At 73.8% G+C, this 22691-nt stretch carries 19 protein-coding genes and 2 tRNA genes; 6 read left to right on the top strand and 15 right to left on the bottom strand.

What is annotated here, in order from left to right:
• Window positions 1-143 precede the first annotated feature (143 nt).
• On the bottom strand, window positions 144-1601 hold the full coding sequence (gene glmU / locus OG618_RS22405; protein WP_329489317.1) for a bifunctional UDP-N-acetylglucosamine diphosphorylase/glucosamine-1-phosphate N-acetyltransferase GlmU: 1458 nt from the start codon (window positions 1599-1601) through the stop codon (window positions 144-146).
• 138 nt (window positions 1602-1739) lie between these two features.
• A tRNA-Gln gene (locus OG618_RS22400) sits at window positions 1740-1813 on the bottom strand.
• Between the two features lie 236 nt (window positions 1814-2049).
• Between OG618_RS22400 and OG618_RS22395 the strand changes: the two genes are divergently transcribed.
• Window positions 2050-3021: an acyl-CoA desaturase gene (locus OG618_RS22395; protein WP_329489316.1), complete on the top strand. Its 972-nt coding sequence runs from the start codon at window positions 2050-2052 to the stop codon at window positions 3019-3021.
• 95 nt (window positions 3022-3116) lie between these two features.
• Window positions 3117-3797, top strand: a complete 681-nt coding sequence (locus OG618_RS22390) for a TetR/AcrR family transcriptional regulator (protein ID WP_329492224.1) — start codon at window positions 3117-3119, stop codon at window positions 3795-3797.
• Between the two features lie 24 nt (window positions 3798-3821).
• On the opposite strand, the gene OG618_RS22385 is transcribed toward OG618_RS22390, so the two are convergent.
• The gene (locus OG618_RS22385; RefSeq protein WP_329489315.1) at window positions 3822-4646 is read right to left on the bottom strand and encodes a methyltransferase domain-containing protein; all 825 of its coding nucleotides are present in this window, start codon (window positions 4644-4646) and stop codon (window positions 3822-3824) included.
• Window positions 4647-4757: 111 nt separating this feature from the next.
• Here OG618_RS22385 and OG618_RS22380 point away from each other — a divergent pair, with 111 nt between their 5' ends.
• Window positions 4758-5255, top strand: a complete 498-nt coding sequence (locus OG618_RS22380; protein WP_329489314.1) for a MarR family winged helix-turn-helix transcriptional regulator — start codon at window positions 4758-4760, stop codon at window positions 5253-5255.
• Between the two features lie 18 nt (window positions 5256-5273).
• Here the strand turns inward: OG618_RS22380 and OG618_RS22375 are convergent, their stop codons facing one another.
• The 3 genes from OG618_RS22375 to OG618_RS22365 all read right to left on the bottom strand — a co-directional run bounded on the left by OG618_RS22375 (window position 5274) and on the right by OG618_RS22365 (window position 8770).
• Complete coding sequence (locus tag OG618_RS22375; protein ID WP_329489313.1) at window positions 5274-6860, bottom strand: polysaccharide biosynthesis protein; 1587 nt, start codon at window positions 6858-6860, stop codon at window positions 5274-5276.
• 61 nt (window positions 6861-6921) lie between these two features.
• Window positions 6922-7875 carry a response regulator transcription factor gene (locus OG618_RS22370; protein ID WP_329489312.1) on the bottom strand — a complete coding sequence of 318 codons (954 nt, stop codon included), beginning with the start codon at window positions 7873-7875 and terminating at the stop codon, window positions 6922-6924.
• Between the two features lie 313 nt (window positions 7876-8188).
• The gene (locus OG618_RS22365; protein WP_329489311.1) at window positions 8189-8770 is read right to left on the bottom strand and encodes an NADPH-dependent FMN reductase; all 582 of its coding nucleotides are present in this window, start codon (window positions 8768-8770) and stop codon (window positions 8189-8191) included.
• A 118-nt stretch (window positions 8771-8888) separates the two neighbouring features.
• Between OG618_RS22365 and OG618_RS22360 the strand changes: the two genes are divergently transcribed.
• Window positions 8889-9548 (top strand): TetR/AcrR family transcriptional regulator, encoded by a 660-nt coding sequence (locus OG618_RS22360; protein ID WP_329489310.1) that lies wholly within the window; start codon window positions 8889-8891, stop codon window positions 9546-9548.
• Window positions 9549-9689: 141 nt separating this feature from the next.
• Here OG618_RS22360 and galE read toward each other — a convergent pair whose 3' ends face one another.
• From galE to OG618_RS22340, 4 genes are all read right to left on the bottom strand, one after another.
• Window positions 9690-10652: a UDP-glucose 4-epimerase GalE gene (galE, locus tag OG618_RS22355; RefSeq protein ID WP_329489309.1), complete on the bottom strand. Its 963-nt coding sequence runs from the start codon at window positions 10650-10652 to the stop codon at window positions 9690-9692.
• A 118-nt stretch (window positions 10653-10770) separates the two neighbouring features.
• On the bottom strand, window positions 10771-11439 hold the full coding sequence (locus tag OG618_RS22350) for a LuxR C-terminal-related transcriptional regulator (RefSeq protein WP_329489308.1): 669 nt from the start codon (window positions 11437-11439) through the stop codon (window positions 10771-10773).
• 170 nt (window positions 11440-11609) lie between these two features.
• Window positions 11610-11682: transfer RNA gene (locus OG618_RS22345), tRNA-Thr, on the bottom strand.
• A gap of 134 nt (window positions 11683-11816) precedes the next feature.
• Complete coding sequence (locus OG618_RS22340; protein WP_329489307.1) at window positions 11817-12227, bottom strand: winged helix-turn-helix transcriptional regulator; 411 nt, start codon at window positions 12225-12227, stop codon at window positions 11817-11819.
• 156 nt (window positions 12228-12383) lie between these two features.
• Here OG618_RS22340 and OG618_RS22335 point away from each other — a divergent pair, with 156 nt between their 5' ends.
• Window positions 12384-12989, top strand: coding sequence for a flavodoxin family protein (locus tag OG618_RS22335; RefSeq protein WP_329489306.1), 606 nt, complete (start codon window positions 12384-12386; stop codon window positions 12987-12989).
• A 61-nt stretch (window positions 12990-13050) separates the two neighbouring features.
• On the opposite strand, the gene OG618_RS22330 is transcribed toward OG618_RS22335, so the two are convergent.
• The 4 genes from OG618_RS22330 to OG618_RS22315 form a co-directional block, all read right to left on the bottom strand.
• The gene (locus OG618_RS22330) at window positions 13051-14391 is read right to left on the bottom strand and encodes an MFS transporter (RefSeq protein WP_329489305.1); all 1341 of its coding nucleotides are present in this window, start codon (window positions 14389-14391) and stop codon (window positions 13051-13053) included.
• A 162-nt stretch (window positions 14392-14553) separates the two neighbouring features.
• A complete protein-coding gene (mycP, locus tag OG618_RS22325) occupies window positions 14554-15849 on the bottom strand; it encodes a type VII secretion-associated serine protease mycosin (protein WP_329489304.1) in 1296 nt (431 codons plus the stop codon).
• A gap of 235 nt (window positions 15850-16084) precedes the next feature.
• Window positions 16085-17725: a WXG100 family type VII secretion target gene (locus tag OG618_RS22320; protein ID WP_329489303.1), complete on the bottom strand. Its 1641-nt coding sequence runs from the start codon at window positions 17723-17725 to the stop codon at window positions 16085-16087.
• 43 nt (window positions 17726-17768) lie between these two features.
• Complete coding sequence (locus OG618_RS22315) at window positions 17769-18296, bottom strand: hypothetical protein (RefSeq protein ID WP_329489302.1); 528 nt, start codon at window positions 18294-18296, stop codon at window positions 17769-17771.
• Window positions 18297-18698: 402 nt separating this feature from the next.
• On the opposite strand from OG618_RS22315, the gene OG618_RS22310 reads away from it, so the two are divergent.
• Window positions 18699-20717 carry an FUSC family protein gene (locus tag OG618_RS22310; RefSeq protein ID WP_329489301.1) on the top strand — a complete coding sequence of 673 codons (2019 nt, stop codon included), beginning with the start codon at window positions 18699-18701 and terminating at the stop codon, window positions 20715-20717.
• A 115-nt stretch (window positions 20718-20832) separates the two neighbouring features.
• Here OG618_RS22310 and OG618_RS22305 read toward each other — a convergent pair whose 3' ends face one another.
• Window positions 20833-22641, bottom strand: a complete 1809-nt coding sequence (locus OG618_RS22305) for an ABC-F family ATP-binding cassette domain-containing protein (protein WP_329489300.1) — start codon at window positions 22639-22641, stop codon at window positions 20833-20835.
• Window positions 22642-22691: the final 50 nt, after the last annotated feature.

Raw genomic sequence — 22691 nt, 5'->3', positions numbered from 1 at the left:
CCCGCTGGCGATAGGGGTCGGGGAAATGTCGGTACGCCTGGACACGGGCGGTAAGCCCAGTGGCGCACGTATGTCCCCAAGGTTACGCGCCCGTGCGGAAACCGTCCGCCCCGGGACCGCCCCTCGGACTCCCACCCGGCCCGTCAGACCTCCGCGGCCCCGTCCGTCGCGGCAGCCGCGGCCTGCGCCGATGCGGTCCCGGGGCGCTTGCGCTCCACCCAGCCCGCGATGTTGCGCTGCTGCGCCCGGCTCACGCCCAGCGCGCCGGGCGGAACGTCGCCGGTGATCACCGAGCCGGCCCCGGTGTAGGCGCCGTCACCGACCGTCACCGGGGCGATGAACATGTTGTCCGAGCCGGTCCGGCAGTGCGCCCCGATCACCGTGCGGTGCTTGTTCACCCCGTCGTAGTTCACCGTGACGGAGGCCGCGCCGATGTTGCTGCCCTCGCCGATGGTGGCGTCCCCGATGTAGGACAGGTGCGGCACCTTGGCGCCCTCGCCCAGCTCCGAGTTCTTCACCTCGACGTAGGTGCCGACCTTCGCCTTGCGCCCGAGCCTCGCCCCCGGCCGCAGGTAGGCGTACGGGCCGGCGGTGGCGAAGTCGCCCACCTCGGCGCCGTCCGCCGTGGTGTTGCTCACACGCGCGCCGGCGCCGATCCGGGTGTCCTTGAGCGTCGAGTTCGGGCCCACCTCGCAGCCCTCGCCCAGATGGGTGAGGCCCTGCAGCTGGGTGCCCGGCAGGACGACCGCGTCCGGCTCGTAGGACACCTGGACGTCGAACCAGGTGGTCGCCGGGTCCACCACCGTGACGCCGGCGCGCATCGCCCGCTCCAGCAGGCGGTCGTTCAGCAGGCGCCGGGCCTGGGCCAGCTGCACCCGGTCGTTGATGCCGAGGATGTCGCGGTAGTCCGCGGCCACCACGGCGCCGACCCGGTGGCCGGCCGTCCGCAGGATCTCCAGGGTGTCGGTGAGGTACTCCTCGCCCTGGACGTTGTCGGTGGTGACCCGGGACAGCGCCTCGGCCAGCAGCTTGGCGTCGAAGGCGAAGACCCCGGAGTTGATCTCGTCGACCGCCCGCTGGGCGTCCGAGGCGTCCTTCTCCTCGACGATCGAGGCGACGGCGCCGTCCGCCTCGTCCCGCAGGATCCGCCCGTAGCCGAACGGGTCCGGGACGACGGCCGTCAGGACGGTGACGCCGTTGCCCTGTTCGGCGTGCGCACCGGCGAGGGCCGCCAGCGTCGCGCCGGTCAGCAGCGGCGCGTCCCCGGTGGTGACGATCACCGTGCCGTCCAGCTCCACGCCGTCGGCCGCCAGGGCCTCCAACGCGGTGCGGACGGCGTGCCCGGTGCCCTTCTGCTCCTCCTGCACCACGGCGCGCGCCGCCGGGTAGTGCGCCCCCAGGTGCTCCTGCACCATCTCCCGCATGTGCCCGACCACGACGACCAGCTGCTGCGGGGTCAACTCCTGTGCTGCCGCGACCGCATGGCCCACCAGCGACCGCCCGCAGACCTCGTGCAGCACCTTGGGCAGGCTGTTCGACTTCATCCTGGTCCCGCCACCGGCGGCAAGCACGACAACGGCGGCAGGCGAATTGGCACTCACGGGGGGAGGCTCCTCAGTCGGTTCACAGAGAGGGCAGTGCAGCCCGGCCGGGACCCAGGCCGGTCGCCTTCGCACAGTCCGCCGAGCAGCCCCGACAATACCGGGGGGCGGGGGATGCGCCCGAAACAGAGCGCCCGCTGGCTCCGCCGCTAGGATTCGAACCCAGACAAAGGCCTCCAAAGGGCCCTGTGCTGCCATTACACCACGGCGGATCGATCATCAACTCGCAGCGCCCGAGGCGCTCCGACACAGCCTAAGGGTTGCGGCCGCATAGCTCCACCACCCCGGCGCGGCCGGCCCGGCCCGCGCGGATCCCGGGCGTTGTCCATCCAGTCGGGTGAAATACGCCGAGCCGCCCGCGGCCACGTATTCCCCTGACGGCCGAACGCAACCTACGATGCCGTAGGTTACGCAGACGTAACCTCCACCCCGCCCTCAAGGGACACCCATGACCATCCAGGCCGGCGAGGCGCGCGCCGATACCGCGCACTCCATCGATCCCGCCCCGACCCTGCTCTCCGCCACCCGCGGCGGGGAGAACCAGGGCCTCGCCGAGCGGGTCGCGCTCGGGCTGTTCATCGCCGTGCCGTTCGCCGCCCTGCTGGCGGCCGTGCCGGTGGCCTGGGGCTGGGGCCTGGGGTGGACCGATCTCGCGATCGCCACCGTCATGTACTTCCTCACCTGCCACGGCATCACGATCGGCTACCACCGCTACTTCACCCACGGCTCCTTCAAGGCCAACCGGGCCCTGCGGATCGCCCTCGCGGTGGCCGGGTCGCTGGCCATCGAGGGCCCGCTGGTCCGCTGGGTGGCCGACCACCGCAAGCACCACCGGTACAGCGACAAGGACGGCGACCCGCACTCGCCGTGGCGCTACGGCGAGACCGTCCCGGCCCTGCTCAAGGGCCTCTGGTGGGCGCACATGGGCTGGCTCTTCGACGAGGAGCAGACCCCGCAGCTCAAGTACGCGCCGGACCTCGTGGACGATCCGGCCATAAGGCGGATCTCCCGGCTGTTCTGGCTCTGGACCTCGCTCTCGATGCTGATCCCGCCGCTGGTCGGCGGGCTGGTCACGCTCTCCTGGCAGGGTGCGCTCTCCGCCTTCTTCTGGGGTTCACTGGTCCGGGTCGCCCTGCTGCACCACGTCACCTGGTCGATCAACTCGATCTGCCACGCGCTCGGCAACCGCCCGTTCCGCTCCCGCGACCGCTCCGGGAACGTCTGGTGGCTGGCGGTGCTCTCCTGCGGCGAGTCCTGGCACAACCTGCACCACGCGGACCCGACCTCGGCCCGGCACGGCGTGCTGCGCGGGCAGGTCGACTCCTCGGCCCGGCTGATCCGCTGGTTCGAGCTGGCCGGCTGGGCCCGGGACGTCCGCTGGCCGGACGCGCAGCGGATCGCCGCCCGCCGCGCCGCATGAGGGCTCGCCTGCAGCATGATGTAGGGGTGAACGGGAGCAGCGCAGACAGCACAGGCGGCCACGAGAGCCCGCGGACGGACGCCGCACCCGATCCGGTGCAGGCCCGTCCGCGTGCCGCTGCCCCGGCGGGCGCCGCCGCGCCCGCGGGCCGCCGCCGCAGCGGCCGGGTGCGGATGACCGGGAAGCAGCGGCGGGAGCAGCTGCTGGAGATCGGCCGGTCGGTGTTCGCGGAGCGCGGCTACGACGGCACCTCGGTCGAGGAGATCGCCGAGCGGGCCGGGGTCTCCAAGCCGGTGGTGTACGAGCACTTCGGCGGCAAGGAGGGGCTCTACGCGGTGGTCGTGGACCGCGAGATGCAGCTGCTGCTGGACATGGTGACGGGGGCGCTGACCGGCGGGCACTCGCGGGAGCTGCTGGAGCAGGCGGCGTTCGCGCTGATGGACTACATCGACACGTCCACGGACGGCTTCAAGATCCTGGTCCGGGACTCCCCGGTGGCCCAGTCGACCGGCACCTTCGCCTCGCTGATCAGCGACATCGCGACGCAGGTCGAGGACATCCTGGGCCTGGAGTTCAAGGCGCGGGGCTTCGACGCGCGCCTCGCCCCGATGTACTCGCAGATGCTGGTGGGCATGGTCGCGCTGACCGGCCAGTGGTGGCTGGAGGTGCGCAAGCCGCAGAAGGCCGAGGTCGCCGCCCATCTGGTGAACCTCGCCTGGCACGGCCTGGAGGGGATGGAGCGGCACCCCAAGCTGGTCGGCGACCGCAAGGCCTAGGCCCGGGCCGCCGCCGTCCGGCCGCTACCGCTTCACCCCGACGGCGAAGATCCGCCGGAACGGGAAGACCGTGCCGTACGGGCCGGCGGGGTAGGCCTCGCGGAGCAGGGCACCGTACTCGGCGAGGAAGGCCGCCCGCTCGGCCGGGTCGGTGAGCCGGGTCAGCACCGGCCGCAGGGCGGTGCCCTTGACCCACTCCAGGACCGGGTCCGCGCCGGGGAGCAGGGTGCTGTAGGTGGTCTCCCAGACGTCGGCGGCGCAGCCGGCCCCGGCCAGGGCCGCCAGGTAGGCGCCGGGTTCGTGGACGCCGGCCCGGGTGGCGCCCTCGCCCAGGGCGTCCCGCCAGCGGGGGCTGCGGCGGAGCCCGGCGAGCAGGGTGTGGCTGGGCGAGTCGAAGTTGCCGGGCACCTGGAAGGCGATCACGCCGCCCGGCTCCAGCGCCGCCGCCCAGCGGGGCAGCAGGTCGAGGTGTCCGGCGGGGCCGGCGGCCCCGTGCTCCGGGGTGAAGCCGATCCACTGCAGCGCCGCGTTGGAGACGATCAGGTCCGGTGCGGCCGGGGCCGGGTCGTAGCCGCGGGCGTCGGCGAGCAGGTAGTCCGCGGTGGGCTCGCCCTCGGCGCGGGCGGTGGCGAGCATCTCGGCGGAGTTGTCGAGGCCGGTGATCCGGGCTCCGGGCCAGCGTTCGCGCAGGACGGCGGTGGAGTTGCCGGGGCCGCAGCCGATGTCCAGGATCCTGGCGGCCGGTTCGTGCGGGAGGACGGGGACGCGGGCGAGCAGGTCGCGCAGCGGGCGGGTCCGTTCGTCGGCGAAGCGCAGGTACTGCTCCGGGTCCCAGACGGGGGTGCTCATGGTCGACCTCGCAAGTATCTCGACATCAAGATATCCAGTCGCAGGTTCCACGTTACATTTCTCGATGTCAAGAGACTTCACATCGACACATCCCCCGATACACTGATCGTCATGGAGGACGAGGTCGACCGCCTGGTCGCAGCATGGCGCCGAGAGCGCCCCGACCTCGACGTGGAACCACTTGAGGTGCTCAGCCGGGTCAGCCGACTCGCCCGGCACCTCGACCGCGCCCGCCGGACGGCCTTCGCCGAGCACGGCCTGGAGCCCTGGGAGTTCGACGTCCTGACCGCGCTGCGGCGCGCCGGCTCCCCCTACCAGCTCTCCCCCGGCCAGCTGCTCACCCAGACCCTGGTCACCTCCGGCACCATGACCAACCGGATCGACCGGCTCACCGGCAAGGGCCTGGTCAAGCGCCTGCCCGACCCGGACGACCGGCGCGGCGTGCTGGTCCGGCTCACCGAGGACGGCCGCGACCGGGCCGACCAGGCGCTCGCCGGGCTGCTGGCCCACGAACGCGAGCTGCTGGCCCAGCTCACCGGCACCCAGCAGGGCGAACTCGCCGGACTGCTGCGGCAGCTGGTCGCCCCCTTCGACAACATCCCGAGCTGACCGCCGCCCGGTCCGCCGTCAGAAGCCGTCCGGGTACGGGGAACTGAGCGCGGGCACCGGGACCGGCTCGGCCTCCGCGGTGCGGTAGCCGGGCAGCAGCTCGGCCAGCCGCCGGCGCACCTCCCCGTCGCTGTTGCCGACCGCCGCCGCGTACAGGCCCGTGAGACCGCCCGCGAGGTCCTCGGGGCCGCCGCCGCACCCGGCCACGGTCGCGTAGATCCGGGCGTGCGCGGTGGGCAGCCGCTCCTCGCCCTCCGAGAACAGCGCCTCGTTCAGCTTCTCGCCCGCCCGCAGCCCGGTGAAGCGGATCTCCACCTCGTCCCGGCCCAGTTGCACCTGCTCGGCGAAGTTGTGGACCAGGTCGACGATCCGCACCGGATCGCCCATGTCGAGCACGAACACCTCACCGCCGCGGGCCATCCGGCCGGACTCCAGCACCAGACCGACGGCCTCCTCGATGGTCATGAAGAACCGCGTCACATCGGGGTGGGTGATGGTCACCGGGACGCCGCTGCGCAGCTGCTCGGCCAGCACCGACAGCAGCGAACCACGCGAGCCCAGCACGTTGCCGAACCGGACCGCCGAGAACACCCCGGTGCCCAGGTTGCGCGCGTCCCGGGCGTTCGCCTGCACGATCAGCTCGGCCAGCCGCTTGCTGGCGCCGAGCACCGAGGTCGGATCGGCCGCCTTGTCGGTGGAGATCAGCACGAACCGCTCGACACCGGTGGCCAGCGCCGCCTCCACCAGGTGGTCGGTGCCCAGCACGTTGGACTTGACCGCCTCGCTGGGGTGACGCTCCAGCAGCGGAAGGTGCTTGTGCGCGGCCGCGTGGAAGACCACCTCGGGCTTCAGATCGCGGAAGATCTGCTGGATCCGCGGCCGGTCCCGGATGTCCGCGATCACCAGGGACTCGTCGGTCAGCAGCGCCTCACCCCAGATCTCCAGCTGGAGCCGGTGCAGGTTGGACTCGTCGTGGTCCAGCATGTAGAGCGCGCTCGGATTGAACGCGTGGACCTGGCGGCAGAGTTCGCTGCCGATCGAGCCGCCGGCCCCGGTCACCAGCACCCGGCGGCCCTCGATCACGTCCCGCACGTCGGCGGAGACCACGTGCACCTCGCGCCGCCCGATCAGCCGGTTGACGTCCAGGCTGCGCATGTCCGAGCCGACCACCTCGCGGCGCAGCGCGGCCAGGAAGGACGGCAGGTAGCGGACGGCGGCGCCGGCCGCGGCGGCGGCGGCCGCCAGCGCCCGGACCCGCTGCGGGGCCAGGCCGGGGATGGCGAGCGCGACCACCTGGACGCGGTGGCGGACGGCGAGCTCGGTGAGCTCGGCGAGGGTCCCGAGGACGGGGACGCCGCCCACGACCCGGCCCGCCTTGGCCGGGTCGTCGTCGAGCAGGCCGATCGGGTCGAGGCCGAACTCCGGTGTCCGGCCGAGGTCGCGGACCAGCGCCGTCCCGGCCGCACCGGCTCCGACGATCAGCGTGCGCAGGCCCGTCGGCGGTGTCGCGGCCGCGGTGGCCGCGGCCGGCGAAGGGGCCTCCCCGCCCCCGCTCGGGCCGGACCGGGCTGCGTGCGGGCGTGCGGAAGTGCTGTGCGGCGACATCTGTCCTCCGGATTTCCCTGACCTGACGGACCTGAGCCGGTACCTGGGTGTGACGGGCGGATCAGCCGGCGCCGGGAGCTGTGGTCGAGGCGACGGACGGCGGGGCAGTGGGCGCGGCCGGCTCGGAGGGGCTGACGCCCGCCCGCCGGGCGACCGCGACGGCGGCCAGGGTGGAGTGCACCCCGAGCTTGCCGAGGACGTTCTGCATGTGGGTGCGCACGGTGTGCGGGGAGAGGTAGAGCCGTTCGGCGACGGCCTGCCGGCCCAGGCCGGCCACCATGCAGCGCAGGATCTGCTTCTCCCGGGGGGTGAGCGTGTCGACCAGGCGCTCGCTCTCGGTGCGGTCCCGCCGGGCGGTGGTGAGCTCCCGGATGACACCGGTCAGCAGGGCGGGCGGCAGGTGCGTCTCGTCGCGCAGCACGCCCCGGACCACGGCCAGCAGGCGGGCCAGCGAACTCTCCTTGGCCACCCACCCGGTGGCGCCGGCGTGCAGGGCGCGGGCGGCGCGCAGCGGGTCGTCGGCGGCGGCCAGGACGATCGCCCGCAGCGCGGGATGGTGGCGGCGGACCCGGGCGAGCAGGGTGATCCCGTCGGGCGCCGGGGCGGCGTGGTACCGGTCGGGCGGGTACGGCCCGGGCGGGTACGGGGCGGTCGAGCAGGCCGCGGCAGGGGCGCCGCGGGCCGGGACACCGGGGCCGGCGGGCGGCCCGGGTGCGGCGGCCGGGCGGCGGGGCGCGGGCAGCGTCACCGGCGGGCGCCGTCGCAGGGCCTCGGGCGGGTCGGCACCGGGCTGGCGCGGTGCGCGCGCTCCGTCGGCGTCGGCACCGAGGTCGGCATCGATCAGGACGACGTCGAAGGCCCGGCCCTCGGTGGCGGCACGCTCCAGGGCACGCTCGGCGGCGGCCGCGCTGCCGGCCGCGCCGACCTCCACGTCGGGCTCGGCGGCGAGCGCCGCAGCCAGCGCCTCGGCGAAGATCCGGTGGTCGTCGACCACCAGGACGCGGATCCGCCCCATCGTCACTCCCCCCTGTTCGGCCGAGCTGCGCCCGGGGCGCCGGCGCGGACCACCGCCGTGGCCCGGGTCCTGCTCCGCCGCCCACCCCCCGGCTCCCGGGAGGACCAAAGCACCGACCCCCACCGGTACCGGAATCAGCGTACGGGGTGGGGGGCGGCCCGGTGGGGGTTTGGTGAAGTTTCGCCAGGAGGTGCGGACTTGGCGTGATTCGGCGACGGCGGTGCCTCCCGGCGGGCGGCGGTGACCGAAGTGGTGGCGGCCCGGGCGACGCCGCGGAGGGGGCGGCCCGGGTGTCCCAGCGACCGGCGGCCGGTCAGGCGCCGTAGGGGCGGACGGCGCGGGCGTCCCGCAGCGCGTGGGCCCACCAGGTGAGCTGGTCGAGCATGCCCTTGGCGGCGCCGGTCGGGACGGTCGGGTCGACGGGCTCGCCGTCCTCCCCGAAGGCGCCCCAGACGCTGTGGAAGCTGACGGAGTCCCGGACGGTGACGGTGTGCAGCTCGGCGAAGATCAGCCGGAGCTGCTCGACCGCGCGCAGCCCGCCGCCGAGGCCGCCGTACGAGACGAAGCCGACCGGCTTGGCCTGCCACTCGGCGCGGTGCCAGTCGATGGCGTTCTTCAGCACGGCGGGGAAGCTGTGGTTGTACTCGGGCGTGACCACCACGAACGCGTCGGCGGCGGCCAGCCGGGGCGAGAGCGCGGCGAGGCACTCGGCCTGCTCGGCCGTGGGCTCCTCGCCCAGGTGCGGCAGCGGATGGTCGGCCAGGTCGATGACATCGAGATCGAGATCGGCCCGCTGCCCGGCGGTGCGCACGAACCACTCGGCGACGGTGGGCGCGACGCGGCCCGGGCGGTTGCTGCCGACGATGACGGCGACGCGGTACGGGGTCTCGGACATGACGGTCTCCGGGAGTTGGTCTCCATGGTCACCGCCCGATCGGACGGCCCGTCAGGTAAAGTACAACGTTCGTGGCACTAGGTACAACGCTTATGGCAAACCTCTCGGGAGCCCCTCGATGACCGGTGAGAACGACACCCCGACCGCGCCCCGCCGAGGACTGTCCGAGAAGCGACAGGCCATCACCCGGGCCGCCCGGACGGTCTTCGGCCGGGACGGCTACTCCCGCGCCGGCATCGACGCCATCGCGGCCGAGGCGGGGGTGTCCACCCGCACCATCTACAACCACTTCGCCGGCAAGGAGCTGCTCTTCCGGACCGTCGTCCAGGAGAGCACCGGACAGGTCGGGAACGCCCAGCTGGAGGTCATCGACCGCCACCTGGCCAAGGTCACCGACCTGGAGTCGGACCTCGTCGCGCTGGGCCTGGCCTGGGTGGGATCGCTGACGGCCTTCTCCGACCACTTCGCGCTGGTCCGGCAGATCAACGCCGAGGCGGCACACCTCCCGAAGGACCTGCTGGAGGCCTGGCAGGCCGCCGGGCCGCGTCGAGCCGTGGTCGAACTCGGCTGCCGGTTCGGTGGGTTGGCCGACCGCGGACTGCTGGACGCCCCCGATCCGGAGCGCGCCGCGCAGCACTTCGTCCTGCTCGTCGGCAGCGAGATCACCCAGCGTTCCTACTGGGGGGCGTTCCCGCTCGCCCCGGCGGAGACCGAGGAGCTCGTCACCACCGGCGTGCGGGCCTTCCTGCGCGCCTATGCCGCGCGCCCGGCGCACTGACCACCGACAGACCGGCACACTGCTCGCGACGGGCGCACCGGCGAGCGGCGGGAACGGCGAAGCGCCGCCCCCGGGGCGGGGAGCGGCGCTTCGTTCACGGCACGGGCCGACGACCGCGGGCCGACGACCGCGGGCCGAGGCCTAGAGGCCGTTCTTCTCCAGGGTGAACTTCCAGGCGTCGGCGACGATGTCGTCGAGGTTGGGGCGCTTGGGGGTCCAGCCGAGCCTCTGGTGGGCGCGCTCGGCGGAGGCCACCAGGACGGCGGGGTCGCCGGCCCGGCGCTCGGCGGTGACCACCGGGATCTCGCGGCCGGTGACGCGCTTGACCGACTCGATGACCTCGCGGACCGAGAAGCCGCTGCCGTTGCCGAGGTTGCAGATCAGGTGCTCGCCCGCTTCGGCGGCGTCCAGCGCCAGCAGGTGGGCGTCGGCGAGGTCCGCGACGTGGATGTAGTCCCGGACGCAGGTGCCGTCCTCGGTCGGGTAGTCGTCGCCGTAGACCGCGATGTGCGGGCGCTGCCCGAGCGCGGCCTGGAAGACCAGCGGGATCAGGTGCGACTCGGGGTCGTGCCGCTCGCCGTAGGCGCCGTACGCGCCGGCCACGTTGAAGTAGCGCAGCGAGACGGCGGCCAGGCCGTGCGCGACGGCCTCGCTGGTGATCAGGTGGTCGACGGCCAGCTTGGTGGCGCCGTAGGTGTTGGTGGGCGCGGTGCGGGCGGTCTCGGCGATCGGCACCGACTCCGGCTCGCCGTAGGTGGCGGCGGTGGAGGAGAACACCAGCTTGCGCACGCCCGCCGCGCGCATCGCGCTGATCAGCTCCAGCGAGCCGGCCACGTTGTTGCGCCAGTACTTCTCCGGGTCCGCGACCGACTCGCCGACCTGCGAGGAGGCCGCGAAGTGCAGCACCCCGTCGAAGGAGGCGTCGAGGACCTCGCCCGCCTCCTGGATGCGCCCCCGCACGAACTCGGCGCCGGCCGGCACACCCTCGCGGAAGCCGGTGGAGAGGTCGTCCAGGACGGTCACCTGGTGTCCCGCCTCCAGCAGGTGGGCGGCGACCACGCTGCCGACATAGCCGGCGCCACCCGTGACCAGGTACTTACTCATGATGAGACCTCCAGCGGGCGATGGTCCGCCGGTGGGCGGCCATCGGTGACGTACGTACGACTGGGGCCTATTGTCCCTGGCCGCGGGAGTGCTCCGGACCGCCGGCCGGACCGCCCGATCAGTCCCGCGCCATCCGCTCCAGCAGTCCCGTCCGGGCGGCCACCGCCGCCGCCTCCAGCCGGGTCCGCGCGCCGAGCTTCATCAGCACCCGCTGGACGTGCGTCCGGGCGGTGCTCGCCGCGATCCGCATCCCGGCGGCGATCGCCGCGGTGTCCTCGCCGTCCGCGATCCGGGCCAGCACCTGCACCTCACGGCGGGTCAGCAGCCGCAGCAGGCGGAGCGCTTCGTCGTCCGGCTCCGCGGCCGGGCGCAGCAACTGGTCGAAGGCGCCCCGGAGCACGTCCACCGCGACCGCCGCCTCCCCGGCCCGGGCCCGCCCGATGGCCCGCTCGACCACCTCGATCCGCTCGTCGCTGGGCACGTAGCCCGCCGCGCCCGCCGCGAACGCACCGGCCACGCCCCGCAGTTCACCGACCGGACCGAGCACGATGACGGCCACCTCGGGCCGCTCCCGGCGGATCCGGCGCAGCCCGTCGAAGGCCCCGGGATCGGCCGGACCGGCCACCCCGAGCAGGCACACCTCGGGCCGGCGCCCGGCCACCAGGTCGGCGGCGGACCCGGCCGGCGAGCCGACCGCGAGCACCCGGTGACCGCGCAGCTGGAGCGCGGTGGCCAGCGCCTCGGCCAGCAGCCGGTGGTCGTCGACCACCACGAGTCGAACGCCCATGACACCCTCCCCGTCGGGGTCCGGCCCGCGCCCGCACCCGGTGGGGCGGGCGGCCGATGACGCACCATCACAGCGCATTCGGCGCCCGGCCCGCTAGCCCGCCTCCGGCCCCGCGACGGCGGGCGGACACGAAAAAGACCCTCGCCGTTGGGCGAGGGTCTTTCACTTTGAGCCCCCATGCGGAATCGAACCGCAGACCTTCTCCTTACCATGGAGACGCTCTACCGACTGAGCTATAGGGGCGAACCGGTCGAACAAGGAAGACATTACACGGCCGACGGCCCGGAAGGGAAATCGGCTCCGACCACCCGATCGAGGACATCCGACCCCCTCGCCGACCCCCGCCCGAGGGTGCCGCACCGGCGTCGTACAGCCGGTCAGGCGTCGGGGTGAGCCCCGTCGAACACCTCGCGCGCGGCGAGCATCTCCGCGGTCCGCTCCTCCGTCCAGCGACCGACCGGCGCCAGCAGCGCGGACAGCTCCCGGCCGAGCGGCAGCAGGTCGTAGACCACCCGCGGCGGCGTCTCGGGGTACACCGTGCGCCGCACCAGGCCGTTGCGCTCCAGGGTGCGCAACGACTGGGTGAGCATCTTGCGGCTGACCCCGTCCACCGCGCGCTGCAGCTCGGAGAACCGCTGCGGACCGAACTCGCCGAGGCTCATCAGGATCAGCATCGTCCACTTGTCCGCCAGGTCCGCGAGCATGGCGCGGCTCGGACAGAGCTGGGCGAAGACATCGAGGTCCTGGGCCTGCTCCGGCCCGGCCGGGGACCGCTCCTGCGTCGTCATGCCCTCCAGGGTAGCCCTTTGGTCTCCAATCCATTCTTGGTAACTCATGGAGACCTGGTCTACATTAGAGACCATTGGACGGGGCGGCGCCCAGCCGCCGTCCCCGGCCTCCCCTGCCGTTCCCTTTTCGCGCGTCCCACCGAGGAGCACCCAGCCATGACCGCCATCCGCCCCACCGTCGCCATCGCCTACCACTCCGGCTACGGCCACACTGCCGTCATCGCCGAGGCCGTGGCCCGCGGCGCCGCCGCGAGCGGTGCCGAGGTCGTCACCGTCGCCGTCGACACCATCACCGAGGAGCAGTGGGCCCGGCTGGACGCCGCGGACGCGATCGTCTTCGGCTCGCCCACCTACATGGGCACCGCCTCCGGCGCCTTCCACGTCTTCGCCGAGGCCAGCAGCAAGCGCTGGTTCGGCGACGCCTGGCTGGACAAGGTCGCCGCCGGCTTCACCAACTCCGCCTCCAAGAGCGGCGACAAGTCCGGCACCCTCGGCTTCTTCCAGACCCTCGCCGCCCAGCACGGCATGAACTGGGTCAACCTGGGCCTCAAGCCGGGCTGGAACTCCTCGACCGGCACCGAGCACGACCTCAACCGCCTCGGCTTCTTCGCCGGCGCCGCCGCCTCCACCCCGTCCGACGGCGGCACCGACGCCGTCCACCTGGCCGACATCGCCACCGCCGAGCACCTCGGTGACCGCGTCGCCAAGCACACCGCGATCCTGCTGGCCGGCCGCGCCGCCCTGACCCCCGTCGCCGCCTGACAGTGAGCCGAGTCACCGGGGGTGCCGAGCCGCCCACCGGGGCCGGCAGCACCACCGCGCGCTACGCCGCCGGGTCCGCCCCCAGGACGGGCGCCCGGCGGCGTCCGCCGTCGGCCCCGGCCAGCGCGAGGTCCGCACCGCTGGTCTCCGGCAGCAGCCGCAGGCAGCAGAGCGACACCAGCCCCAGCGCCGCCAGGTACCAGCCGACCGGCTCCGCCGTCCCGTAGACGTCGGTCAGCCTGGTCGCGATCAGCGGCGTCGTCGCACCGCCCACCACCCCGCCCAGGTTGTACGTCAGCGCGGCGCCGGTGTACCGCACCCGGGTCGGGAACAGCTCCGGCAGGTACGCCGCCAGCGGCCCGAGCAGGCACCCCAGCACCACCATCGACCCGGCCAGGGCCAGGAACATCAGCGGCCGGCTCACCGTCTCCAGCAGCGGGAACAGCAGCAGCGACCAGAACACCGCGAGCCCCGTCGCCCCCTGCAGCATCCGCCGGCGCCCCCACCGGTCACTGCGCCGGGCACTCACCCAGACCGTCACGGCCTGACCCGCGACGCCCGTCAACAGCATCGACAGCACCACCGTGCCGGGCACCCCGAGCCCGGTCGTCGCGTACGCCAGGGCGTACGTGGTGGTCAGGTAGAACAGCGCGTACCCGACGGTGATCGCCCCGCAGCCGATCAGCACCGTCCGCCAGTGCCCGCGCAGGACCTCCAGCACCGGCGGCCGCGTCCGCGCCTCACCGGCCCGGAACAGCGGCGTCTCCTCGATCCGCAGCCGCACGAACAGCCCCATCGCCACCAGCGCCAGCGACGCCAGGAACGGCACCCGCCAGCCCCAGCCGTGGAACGACCGCTCGCTCAGCGCCAGTTGGAGCACCAGGAAGATGCCGTTGGCCAGCGCGAAGCCGACGGTCGGCCCCAGTTGCAGGAACGCCCCGTACCGCCCGCGCCGCCCGGCCGGCGCGTTCTCCGCGATCAGCAACGCGGCCCCGCCCCACTCCCCGCCGAGCCCGACGCCCTGGCAGACCCGCAGCAGCACCAGCGCGGCCGGCGCCCACCACCCCCACGCCCCGTACCCCGGCAGCACACCGACCAGCGCCGTCGACAGGCCCATCAGCAGCAGCGACACCACCAGCGTGGCCCGCCGCCCCAGCCGGTCCCCGAAGTGCCCGAACACCACCGCCCCCAGCGGCCGGGCCAGGAACGCCACCGCGTACACCGAGAACGCCGCCAGCAGCGCTCCCACCGTGCCCAGGCCCGGGAAGAACACCCCGCCGAAGACCAGCGCGGCCGCCGTCCCGTAGATGAAGAAGTCGTAGAACTCGATCGCCGTACCGATCAGCGCCGCCGCCGCGGCCCTGCGCAACTGCGCCGACCGGCGGGCTTCCTGCGTATCCATACCGCCACCCTGGCGACCCCCGCACCCCCGCGACAGCGCCCACCCGGGTGACGACGGCGCACAACCGGCACCTCACGCCCGCCCCGCACCACGGCCACCACCGACGACGACTGCCCGGCCACCGGGGCTCACCCCAGCGGCCGGGCAGTCGGACCGTCTCCCCTAGCGGGCGTACGGATTGTCGCTCGGCGGAGCCGGCGGCCCGTACGACGGCGGCCCCGGCGGCACCCCGGGCCCGGCCTGCGGCGGAGCCTGCGGGTACCCCACCGGAGCGGGCGGCGCCTCGACGGCCGGCGCGGCGGTGGCCGCCCCGCGCCGGCGCAGCACCAGGAACACCACGCCCGCCACGAGCACCAGCCCGACCACCACGGCGACGACGATCGGCAGCGCGCTGCCGGAGTCGGACGCCTCGGCGGCGGGCGGCTGCGCGGCCGGCGGGGCCGCCACGGGGGCACTGTTCGCGGTCTGCGGCGCGCTCGCCGCCGCCGAAGCACCGGTGGACGCGCTCGCCGAGGGCGACGGGGCGGCCGACGGCGAAGCCGAGGGGGCCTCGACGGCCTTCTCGGGGATCGGGGACACGTCCGCCGGCCCCGGGTCCCCCGGCGTGGTCAGCGCGATCCGGGGCCGGACCGCGCCGTAGCCGACGTTGTCGGCCCGGGCGGCCCCGTCACTCGGCTTCCCCGCGGTGTTGATGAGCACCCGCAGCACCTGGTTGGCGGTCCAGTCGGGGTGCACCGCCCAGACCAGCGCCGCCGACGCGGAGACCAGCGCGGTCGCGTCGGAGGTGCCGTGCCCCTTGCAGTAGCCCGAATTGGCGGTACAGGCGTTGTAGATGTCGATCCCCGGTGCGACGAGGTCCACCTGGGGGCCCTGCTCGGACTCCGCCGTGACGTTCCCCTCGCGGTCCACGGCACCGACTCCGAGCACTCCTGGAAGCGCTGCGGGGTACTGCAGCGGATTGCCCGACTGCGCCGAGTTCCCGACGCCCGCCACCACCAGGGAGCCCTTGGCCCGCGCGTGCTCCACAGCTGTCTTGAGTCCGGCGATGTCGTCGGACGACAGCCGGCCGGCCGATGTCGCCTGCGAGATGCTGATCACCTTCGCGCCCTGGTCGGCCGCGAAGACGATGCCTTGGTCGATCTGGTTGAGGAACTCCGACGAGCTGACGCCGGCCGCGTTGTCATTGTTCTTGATCTTGATCGGCAGCACCTTGGCGCCGGGAGCCAGACCGTAGGCTCCGTTGCCGTTCATCCCCTTGCCGGAGCCCACGACCAGCGCGGCCATCTCGGTGCCGTGGCTCTCGGTGTAGCTTCCGACCCCACCGGAAAGGCCGCTGAAGTCCTTTCCGGGCAGCAACTGCCCGGCCAGATCGGGGTGGTCCAGCTTGAAGCCGCTGTCGATCACGGCAACGGTGACACCCTGGCCGTTGCTGACCTTCCACATCTCCGATGCCTTCATGGCATCGAGATGCCACTGCTGTTCCCGGATTGAGTCGGCCACAGCGACCGGAGCCGCCACAACTCCCGTGATCACACCTGCTGCCAAGAACGCGGAGGCGAAGCACCACCTACGCGTCCCGTTGCCCGTCCGCCGCATTCCCGCTCCTCGTTGTCGCCCCGTCACCGAGGACCATGCCCCGGACAGGTCTGCCCGGCCACCGGGGGAGCCCAGTGGCCGGGCAGTCGTCACAGTCCTACTCAATCACGCCCGGATTGCTCTGCGGCGTACCGCTCGTCCAGGTCTCCTCGTCCTCGTGCAGGTAGTCCGCACGCTTGCGGCGGTCGCGCTCGCTCTTGCCCGCGTGACCCGACATGCCGGGACCGCCCGCCATGCCGTTCTGGCCCGAGCGCGGCCCGTTCTCCCCGCCCGCACCGCCCGTGGCACCCGCCCGGCTCCGCAGGCCCGTGCCTCCGGGGGTGAACGCACCCCCCGCGGCCGGACCCTTGGTCCCGCCGACCGTGCCACCAGTGGTCGAGGTCAGGCCTCGACCGCGCGAGCTGCCACCGGAGGCTCCGCCACCGTGACCGCCGCCCATGCCCGGGTGCATGCCGCCGCCCGAACCGCCCATGCCGTTGCCGGCCGCGGACCGGCCGCTGCCGCCCTGGGCCTCGCGGGATCCGAAGGGCTGTCCGCCGCCGGGCAGCCCGGACGGGGTTCCCTTGGGGGGGACCGAACCGCCACCGCCACCGAACGGGTTCGTCCGGCCCGAGGTCGGAATGGTCTGACTGTTCCCCTTCGGGGGGAGCGAACCGCCACCGGGACCGAAGGGGTTGAACGGCAGGGACCCGCCGGGCTGACCGCCGGGGCCGACCGGAAGCCCGTGCGTACCTCCCGGGCCGTTCGGCGGGAAACCGCCGGGCCCGGTCGGCGCCACCGGACCGGTGGGAGAGGTCGGCAGGGTGGGCACGCTGTCGATGCCGGTCCCCGGTCGGTGGATCACCGGAGACGACGGGTCGGGCGTCGGCCCCGGGATGCCCGGGTCACCCGGCAGCGGCACCGGCGTCGGGCTGGGGCGCGGCGGGACCGGGTCGATGTGCCCGGGCCCGGTCGGGACCGGCGTGGGCAGACGGGGGGTCACCGAGCCGCCGCCTCCGCCCCCGGGCGGCGGGCTGTAGCTCCCGCCACCGCCGCCGCCCCCGTTGGGGTTGGGGGCGTAGTGGCTGGAGCCCGTTCCGCCGCCGCCTCCGGTTCCGACCTCCTCGCTGCTGCCGACGCCGCCTCCCTCACCCGGAGTCCCCGGCAGGGGTGGCAGCTCCAGCGAGTTCAGCTTCGTGGTCGCCGCCTCGTAGGCCTGCCCCAGCTTCACCATCTGGTTGATGGCTTCCTGGTGCTCCTGGTCGACCTTCTTCTTCGCCGCCGCGGCCTCGGTCGCGGTGACCCAGTTGGAGTCGACCTTCTTCATGATCTGGTCGGCGGAACTGCCCACACCGCCGTACTTGATCTCCAGCAGCGGGGTGATGGTGGGGCACGGCTGGCTGTTGTGCTTGTTGACCGTCTCGACCTCGGCCTTGGGGACGTCGGGCACCGCGGTCTTGGCCGTGCTGAGCGCCTCGCCCGCCTGGTGCATGGCATCGCCCGCGCCGGTGGAGTAGTCCCCGATCAGCGCCGCCGACTTGTGGAAGTTCCCGGCCCAGGTCTTGAAGCTCTCGGCGGCCGGCCCCTCCCAGGAGATCTGGTCGACATGCGCCTTGAGTGCCTGGCTGAGCTCCTTCAGGACCTTGCCGGCCGCCTGCAGCTGGGTACCCCGGCTGAGGACCTTGCCGGGGTCGGTGCCGGCGACCATGGCCTTGAGCTCTTCGTGCTTCTTGCCTTCGAAGTCTGTTCCGCCTGCCATTACTTACTCCCCGTCCTACCGAAACTCCTGCCCCTGACCGGCATCAGAAGGCCACCTTCGGGCCCGGCCCGTTCGGCCCCGCCGCCGGGTTGACCACACCGGCGTTCTTCGCGACCGCCTGCTGGGCGGCGGTGGTGTTCTCCTCGTTGCCGGCGTAGTTGCCCGCCGTCTGCGCGACCGCCGTCTTCATCGCCTCGATCTGGGAGACGAAGTCCTTGTGCAGCTTGACCAGGGCGTCGTGGGTCTTCCCGTACGCGGCCGTCAGGTCGGTGGACTGCGTGAAGCCCTTGCCGAAGTTGTCCGCGTGCAGCCGCTGTTCCTGGAGCTTGTAGGGCGCGGCCTCCGAGCCCTCCATCGCCTGGAGCAGCGCCTCGATCTTCTTCGCGAAGGCGGTCAGCGTGTCCAGCTCGATCTTGACGTTCTTGCTTCCGAAGGCGGACACCAGCGCCGAGGCGCTGACGTTCGTCTCCACGGCCCGGACGACGTTGTCGACCACGCCGAACATGCCGCCGAACCAGCCGCCGCCATGGGTCCCGAGCGTGAACGGCTTGTCGTCCGGAGGCGCCGTCACGCCGTTCGTCCCGGCTTCTCCGCCTACAGGTGCGTCAGCCACCGCAAATCCACCTCTCCCCCGCGTGCGGGGCGGCCCGTGGGCCGCCGCACCGCAACACACCGTCAACTTCTCGGTCTTACAGTCGTACTCGGCGTACCGCCCGCCGTCCGGACAGCAGTCGCCTGAGCCATCGTAGCCACCCGCTCCGTCAGGTCGGCAGGGCCGGTGCCCCAGGGGCGTGCGATCGGTACGAACTTGACACGTACAGGTCCCGGCGGCCCCCACCCGGCCGACCGCTAGACTGGCCGGGTCCGGTTCGGCCGGGTACGACCTCATCTGCCGCGCAATGTCGCACAGCAGCGACCCTCCGCCCCGCCCACCCGCGTGCGAGGCGGCTCGCAGCGGAATGGATGTGATCACGTGCCGTCCCGGTCGTCCGGTCCCGTACGGCGGAGCACCTCCTGGTGGGCGCGGGCCGCCCGCCCGGCCCGGCCCCCGCTGCCGCTCGCGCCGACGGTGCGCGCGGCGGTCGGCATGGCGGTGCCGCTCGCGCTCGGGCTGCTCACCCACCACCTGGACCTCGGCGTCTTCGCGGGTCTCGGCGCGATGCACGCCACCATGAACGACCGCGTCGAGCCCACCCGGCTGCGCGCCCCGCGGATCGCCTCGGCGGTGTCCGCCTCCGCGCTCGGCATGCTGATCGGCACCGCCCTGCAGGAGTTCCACCCCCGGGGGCTCCTGTCGACCGCCCTGGCCATCGGTGCGGCGCTCACCGCCACGGCGTTCGTGTCCGGGGCGCTGAGCGCCACCGGGCCGCGCGGGTCCGCGGCGGGGATGCTGCTGCTGGTCTCCGCCGCGCTGGGGAGCGGAATGCCGCTCGCCCGGCCGTGGTGGGCGGCCGCGCCGATGATGCTGGCCGGGGCCGCCTTCGTGGTCCTGCTCGGCCTGCCGGGCCGCAGCCACCGCCGCCCGCGCGCCGACCCGCGGACCCGGGCGCTCGCCGCCGCGTACGACGCGCTCGGCGCCACCCTGGCCGACCTGGGCACCCCGAGGGGCGCCGCGTCGCGCCAGGTCCTGACGGCCCGTCTGAACCAGCTCCAGGACCTCCTCCCGCCGCCTCGCCCCGGGGTGCCCGAGGCCCCCCGCGCCGTCCGGCTCCGCCGGATGTACGAGGCGGCGCTGGCGGCCACCGAGGCGGCGAGCGGACTGCTCTGGGCCTGGCGGCCCGTCCCGCCGGAGGCCGCCGCCGTCCCCGGGCTCCTCGCCCGGGCCGTGGAGCGCGGCGGCGGCGAGGTGGCGGTGCCCGACTGGCAGCCCGACACGCCGTCCCGGCAGGCGCTGGACGCGGCCCTGCGGGCGGCCGCCGAGACCGTCGCCGGGCGCGAGGCCGCCCTGGGGACGGCGCCACCGCCGCCCCCGGACCCGTGGCGGCTGCGCGTGCGGCTGCTCTCCCGGGAGTCGGTCCGGTACGGCCTGCGGGTGGCGCTCTGCATCGCGGTCGGCTCGGCCGCCACCGCCTCGTTGCCGCTCAGCAAGAGCTACTGGGTGCCGATGACGATCGCGTTCGTGCTCAAGCCGGACCTCGGCTCGGTGTTCCTGCGCGCGGTCAGCCGCTCGGTCGGCACCGTACTGGGGGTGGCGGTGACGGCAGGGGTGCTCCTGCTCACCACCGACGCGTGGGCGCTGACCGTGATCGCCGCGCTCTGCGTGGCCCTGCTGCCGTACGCGACGGCGGCGCACTACGGCCTGAACACCGTCGCCATCACCCCCATGGCGCTGATCCTGCTCCAGCTCGGCGGGCAGAGCGGCGCGGCCGAGTTCTGGCCCCGGGTCCTGGACACCGCGCTCGCGAGTGCGATCGTGCTGCTGTTCGGCTACCTGCTCTGGCCGGAACGCCCGCGCCACCGGATCGAGCCCCGTCTGGTCGACGCGACGGCCGCGCTCCACGCCTACCTCGCCTCGGTCACCGGAGAGACCCGGCCGGCCCCGGCCGCCGCCACCCAAACCCCCGCCACCGCGCACGCCCCCGCCACCGCACAAGCCCCCGCCACGCCGGTCGCCGAGGTCTGGCTCCGCCGCACCGCCTACCGCGCCCTCGCCGACGCCCGCCGGGAGGTGCAGCAGGGTCTCACCGAGCCGCCGCCCACCGGCCGGCTCGCCGAACGGTGGCTGCCCGCGACCGCCGCGCTGGAGCGCCTCAGCGGCGCCGTGGCGGCGTACGCGGCACAGATCCGGTACGGCGGCCGGGTCCCCGACCCGGGCGAGGTGGAGCGGGTCCGGCGGGCCCTGGACGACCTCACCGCGGCCGCCCGCGCGCACCGGCCGCCGACCCGGCCGGCGGCCCGTCCGACCCGGCCGCACGACCCGGCGCGCAGCGCGCTGGGCCGTGCGGCGGACGAACTCGAAACGCTCCTCGGCGACCGAGGCCGACCAAGCTGACCGGGCCGACCAGGCCGACCAGGCCGACCAGGCCGACCAGGCCGACCAGGCCGACCGGCCACCCGTCCCCGACCGGCTGGGCCAGCCCGGCCCGCCAGGTTGGCCCGACCGGCCCTCAGACCTGCTCGGCCAGCTCCATCCAGTTCATCTCCAGCTCCTCCTTCTCCTCCCGAACACCGCGCAGCTCGGTGTCCAGCTCCGCGACCTTGGAGAAGTCGGCGGCGTGCTCGGCCAGTTGGGCGTGCAGCTTGGCCTCCTTCTGGTCCAGCTTGGCGATCTGCCGCTCCAGCTTCTGCATCTCCTTCTTCGCCGCCCGCACGTCCCCGGCGGACGGGCCGGCCGACGCCGCCGCCACGACGCCGGCCGCGGCCGCCGGCACAGCGGCGGCCGCCATCCGGGCCCGCCGCTCCAGGTACTCGTCGACGCCGTTGGGCAGCATCCGCAGCTTCTTGTCACCGAGCAGCGCGTGCACCACGTCCGTGGTGCGCTCGATGAAGAACCGGTCGTGGCTGATCACGACCATCGAGCCGGGCCAGCCGTCGAGCAGGTCCTCCAGCTGGTTCAGCGTCTCGATGTCGAGGTCGTTGGTGGGCTCGTCGAGGAACAGCACGTTGGGCTCGTCCATCAGCAGCCGGAGCAGCTGCAGCCGCCGCCGCTCGCCGCCGGAGAGGTCGCCGACCGGCGTCCACTGCTTGTCCTTGCCGAAGCCGAACTGCTCGCAGAGCTGACCGGCGCTCATCTCCCGGCCCTTGCCGAGGTCCACCCGGGAGCGCACCTGCTCGACCGCCTGCAGCACCCGGGTCTCCGGCTCCAGCTCGGCGACCTCCTGCGAGAGGTAGGCCAGCCGGACCGTCTTGCCGACCTTGATCACACCGGAGGCGGGCTGCACGTCGCCCTCCGAGGCGTACGCGTCGCGCATCGCCCGCAGCAGGGAGGTCTTGCCGGCGCCGTTGACGCCGAGCAGGCCGATCCGGTCGCCGGGGCCGAGCTGCCAGGTCAGGTTCTCCAGGAGCAGCTTCGGGCCGGCCGTGACGGTCACGCCCTCCAGCTCGAACACGGTGCGGCCGAGCCGCGCGTTGGCGAACTTCATCAGCTCGCTCTTGTCCCGCGGGTCCGGCACGTCGGCGATCAGGGCGTTGGCGGCCTCGATCCGGTAGCGCGGCTTGGAGGTCCGGGCGGGGGCGCCGCGGCGCAGCCAGGCCAGCTCCTTGCGGGCGAGGTTCTGGCGCTTCTGCTCCTCGGTGGCCTCGATCCGGGTGCGCTCGGCGCGGGCGAAGACGTAGTCGGAGTAGCCGCCCTCGTACTCGTGCACCGCGCCGTGCTGGACGTCCCACATCCGGGTGCAGACCTGGTCCAGGAACCAGCGGTCGTGGGTGACGCAGACGAGCGCGGAACGGCGGTTCTGGAGGTGCTTGGCGAGCCAGGCGATGCCCTCGACGTCGAGGTGGTTGGTGGGCTCGTCCAGGACGATCAGGTCCGGCGAGCCGAGCAGCAGCCTGGCGAGGGCGATCCGGCGACGCTCGCCACCGGAGAGCGGGCCGATCACGGTGTCCAGGCCCTCGGCGAAGCCGGGCAGGTCGAGGCCGCCGAAGAGGCCCTCGATGATGTCGCGGATCCGCGCGTCGCCGAGCCACTCGTGGTCGGCCCGGCCGGCGATCACCTCGTGCCGGATGGTGGCCTTCGGGTCGAGCGAGTCGTGCTGGGTGAGGACGGCCATCTCCACCCCGCCGGCGTGGGTGATCCGCCCGCCGTCCGGCTCCTCCAGCTTGGCGAGCATCCGGATCAGGGTGGTCTTGCCGTCCCCGTTGCGGCCGACGACGCCGATCCGGTCCCCTTCACTGACGCCGAGGCTGACCCCGTCCAGAAGGGCCCGGGTGCCGTAGACCTTCGTGACGGACTCGATGGTGGCGAGGTTGACGGCCACGTGTGCTGCGCTCCTGGATTCGGCGGTCGGGGCCGCGCCGATCTCCCGGT

This window comes from Kitasatospora sp. NBC_01246 (genome assembly GCF_036226505.1).
Classification (GTDB): domain Bacteria; phylum Actinomycetota; class Actinomycetes; order Streptomycetales; family Streptomycetaceae; genus Kitasatospora.
This window is presented reverse-complemented; position numbering and strand designations above follow the sequence as displayed.

Bases quoted from the DNA above. Each gene is read 5' to 3' on its own strand.
- OG618_RS22395 (WP_329489316.1), top strand. From the start codon at position 2,050: ATGACCATCCAGGCCGGCGAGGCGCGCGCCGATACCGCGCACTCCATC.
- OG618_RS22340 (WP_329489307.1), bottom strand. From the start codon at position 12,227: ATGACGACGCAGGAGCGGTCCCCGGCCGGGCCGGAGCAGGCCCAGGAC.
- OG618_RS22320 (WP_329489303.1), bottom strand. From the start codon at position 17,725: ATGGCAGGCGGAACAGACTTCGAAGGCAAGAAGCACGAAGAGCTCAAG.
- OG618_RS22350 (WP_329489308.1), bottom strand. From the start codon at position 11,439: ATGGGCGTTCGACTCGTGGTGGTCGACGACCACCGGCTGCTGGCCGAG.
- OG618_RS22335 (WP_329489306.1), top strand. From the start codon at position 12,384: ATGACCGCCATCCGCCCCACCGTCGCCATCGCCTACCACTCCGGCTAC.
- OG618_RS22375 (WP_329489313.1), bottom strand. From the start codon at position 6,860: ATGTCGCCGCACAGCACTTCCGCACGCCCGCACGCAGCCCGGTCCGGC.
- mycP (WP_329489304.1), bottom strand. From the start codon at position 15,849: ATGAAGGCATCGGAGATGTGGAAGGTCAGCAACGGCCAGGGTGTCACC.
- OG618_RS22360 (WP_329489310.1), top strand. From the start codon at position 8,889: ATGACCGGTGAGAACGACACCCCGACCGCGCCCCGCCGAGGACTGTCC.
- OG618_RS22380 (WP_329489314.1), top strand. From the start codon at position 4,758: ATGGAGGACGAGGTCGACCGCCTGGTCGCAGCATGGCGCCGAGAGCGC.
- OG618_RS22385 (WP_329489315.1), bottom strand. From the start codon at position 4,646: ATGAGCACCCCCGTCTGGGACCCGGAGCAGTACCTGCGCTTCGCCGAC.
- galE (WP_329489309.1), bottom strand. From the start codon at position 10,652: ATGAGTAAGTACCTGGTCACGGGTGGCGCCGGCTATGTCGGCAGCGTG.
- OG618_RS22365 (WP_329489311.1), bottom strand. From the start codon at position 8,770: ATGTCCGAGACCCCGTACCGCGTCGCCGTCATCGTCGGCAGCAACCGC.
- OG618_RS22370 (WP_329489312.1), bottom strand. From the start codon at position 7,875: ATGGGGCGGATCCGCGTCCTGGTGGTCGACGACCACCGGATCTTCGCC.
- OG618_RS22330 (WP_329489305.1), bottom strand. From the start codon at position 14,391: ATGGATACGCAGGAAGCCCGCCGGTCGGCGCAGTTGCGCAGGGCCGCG.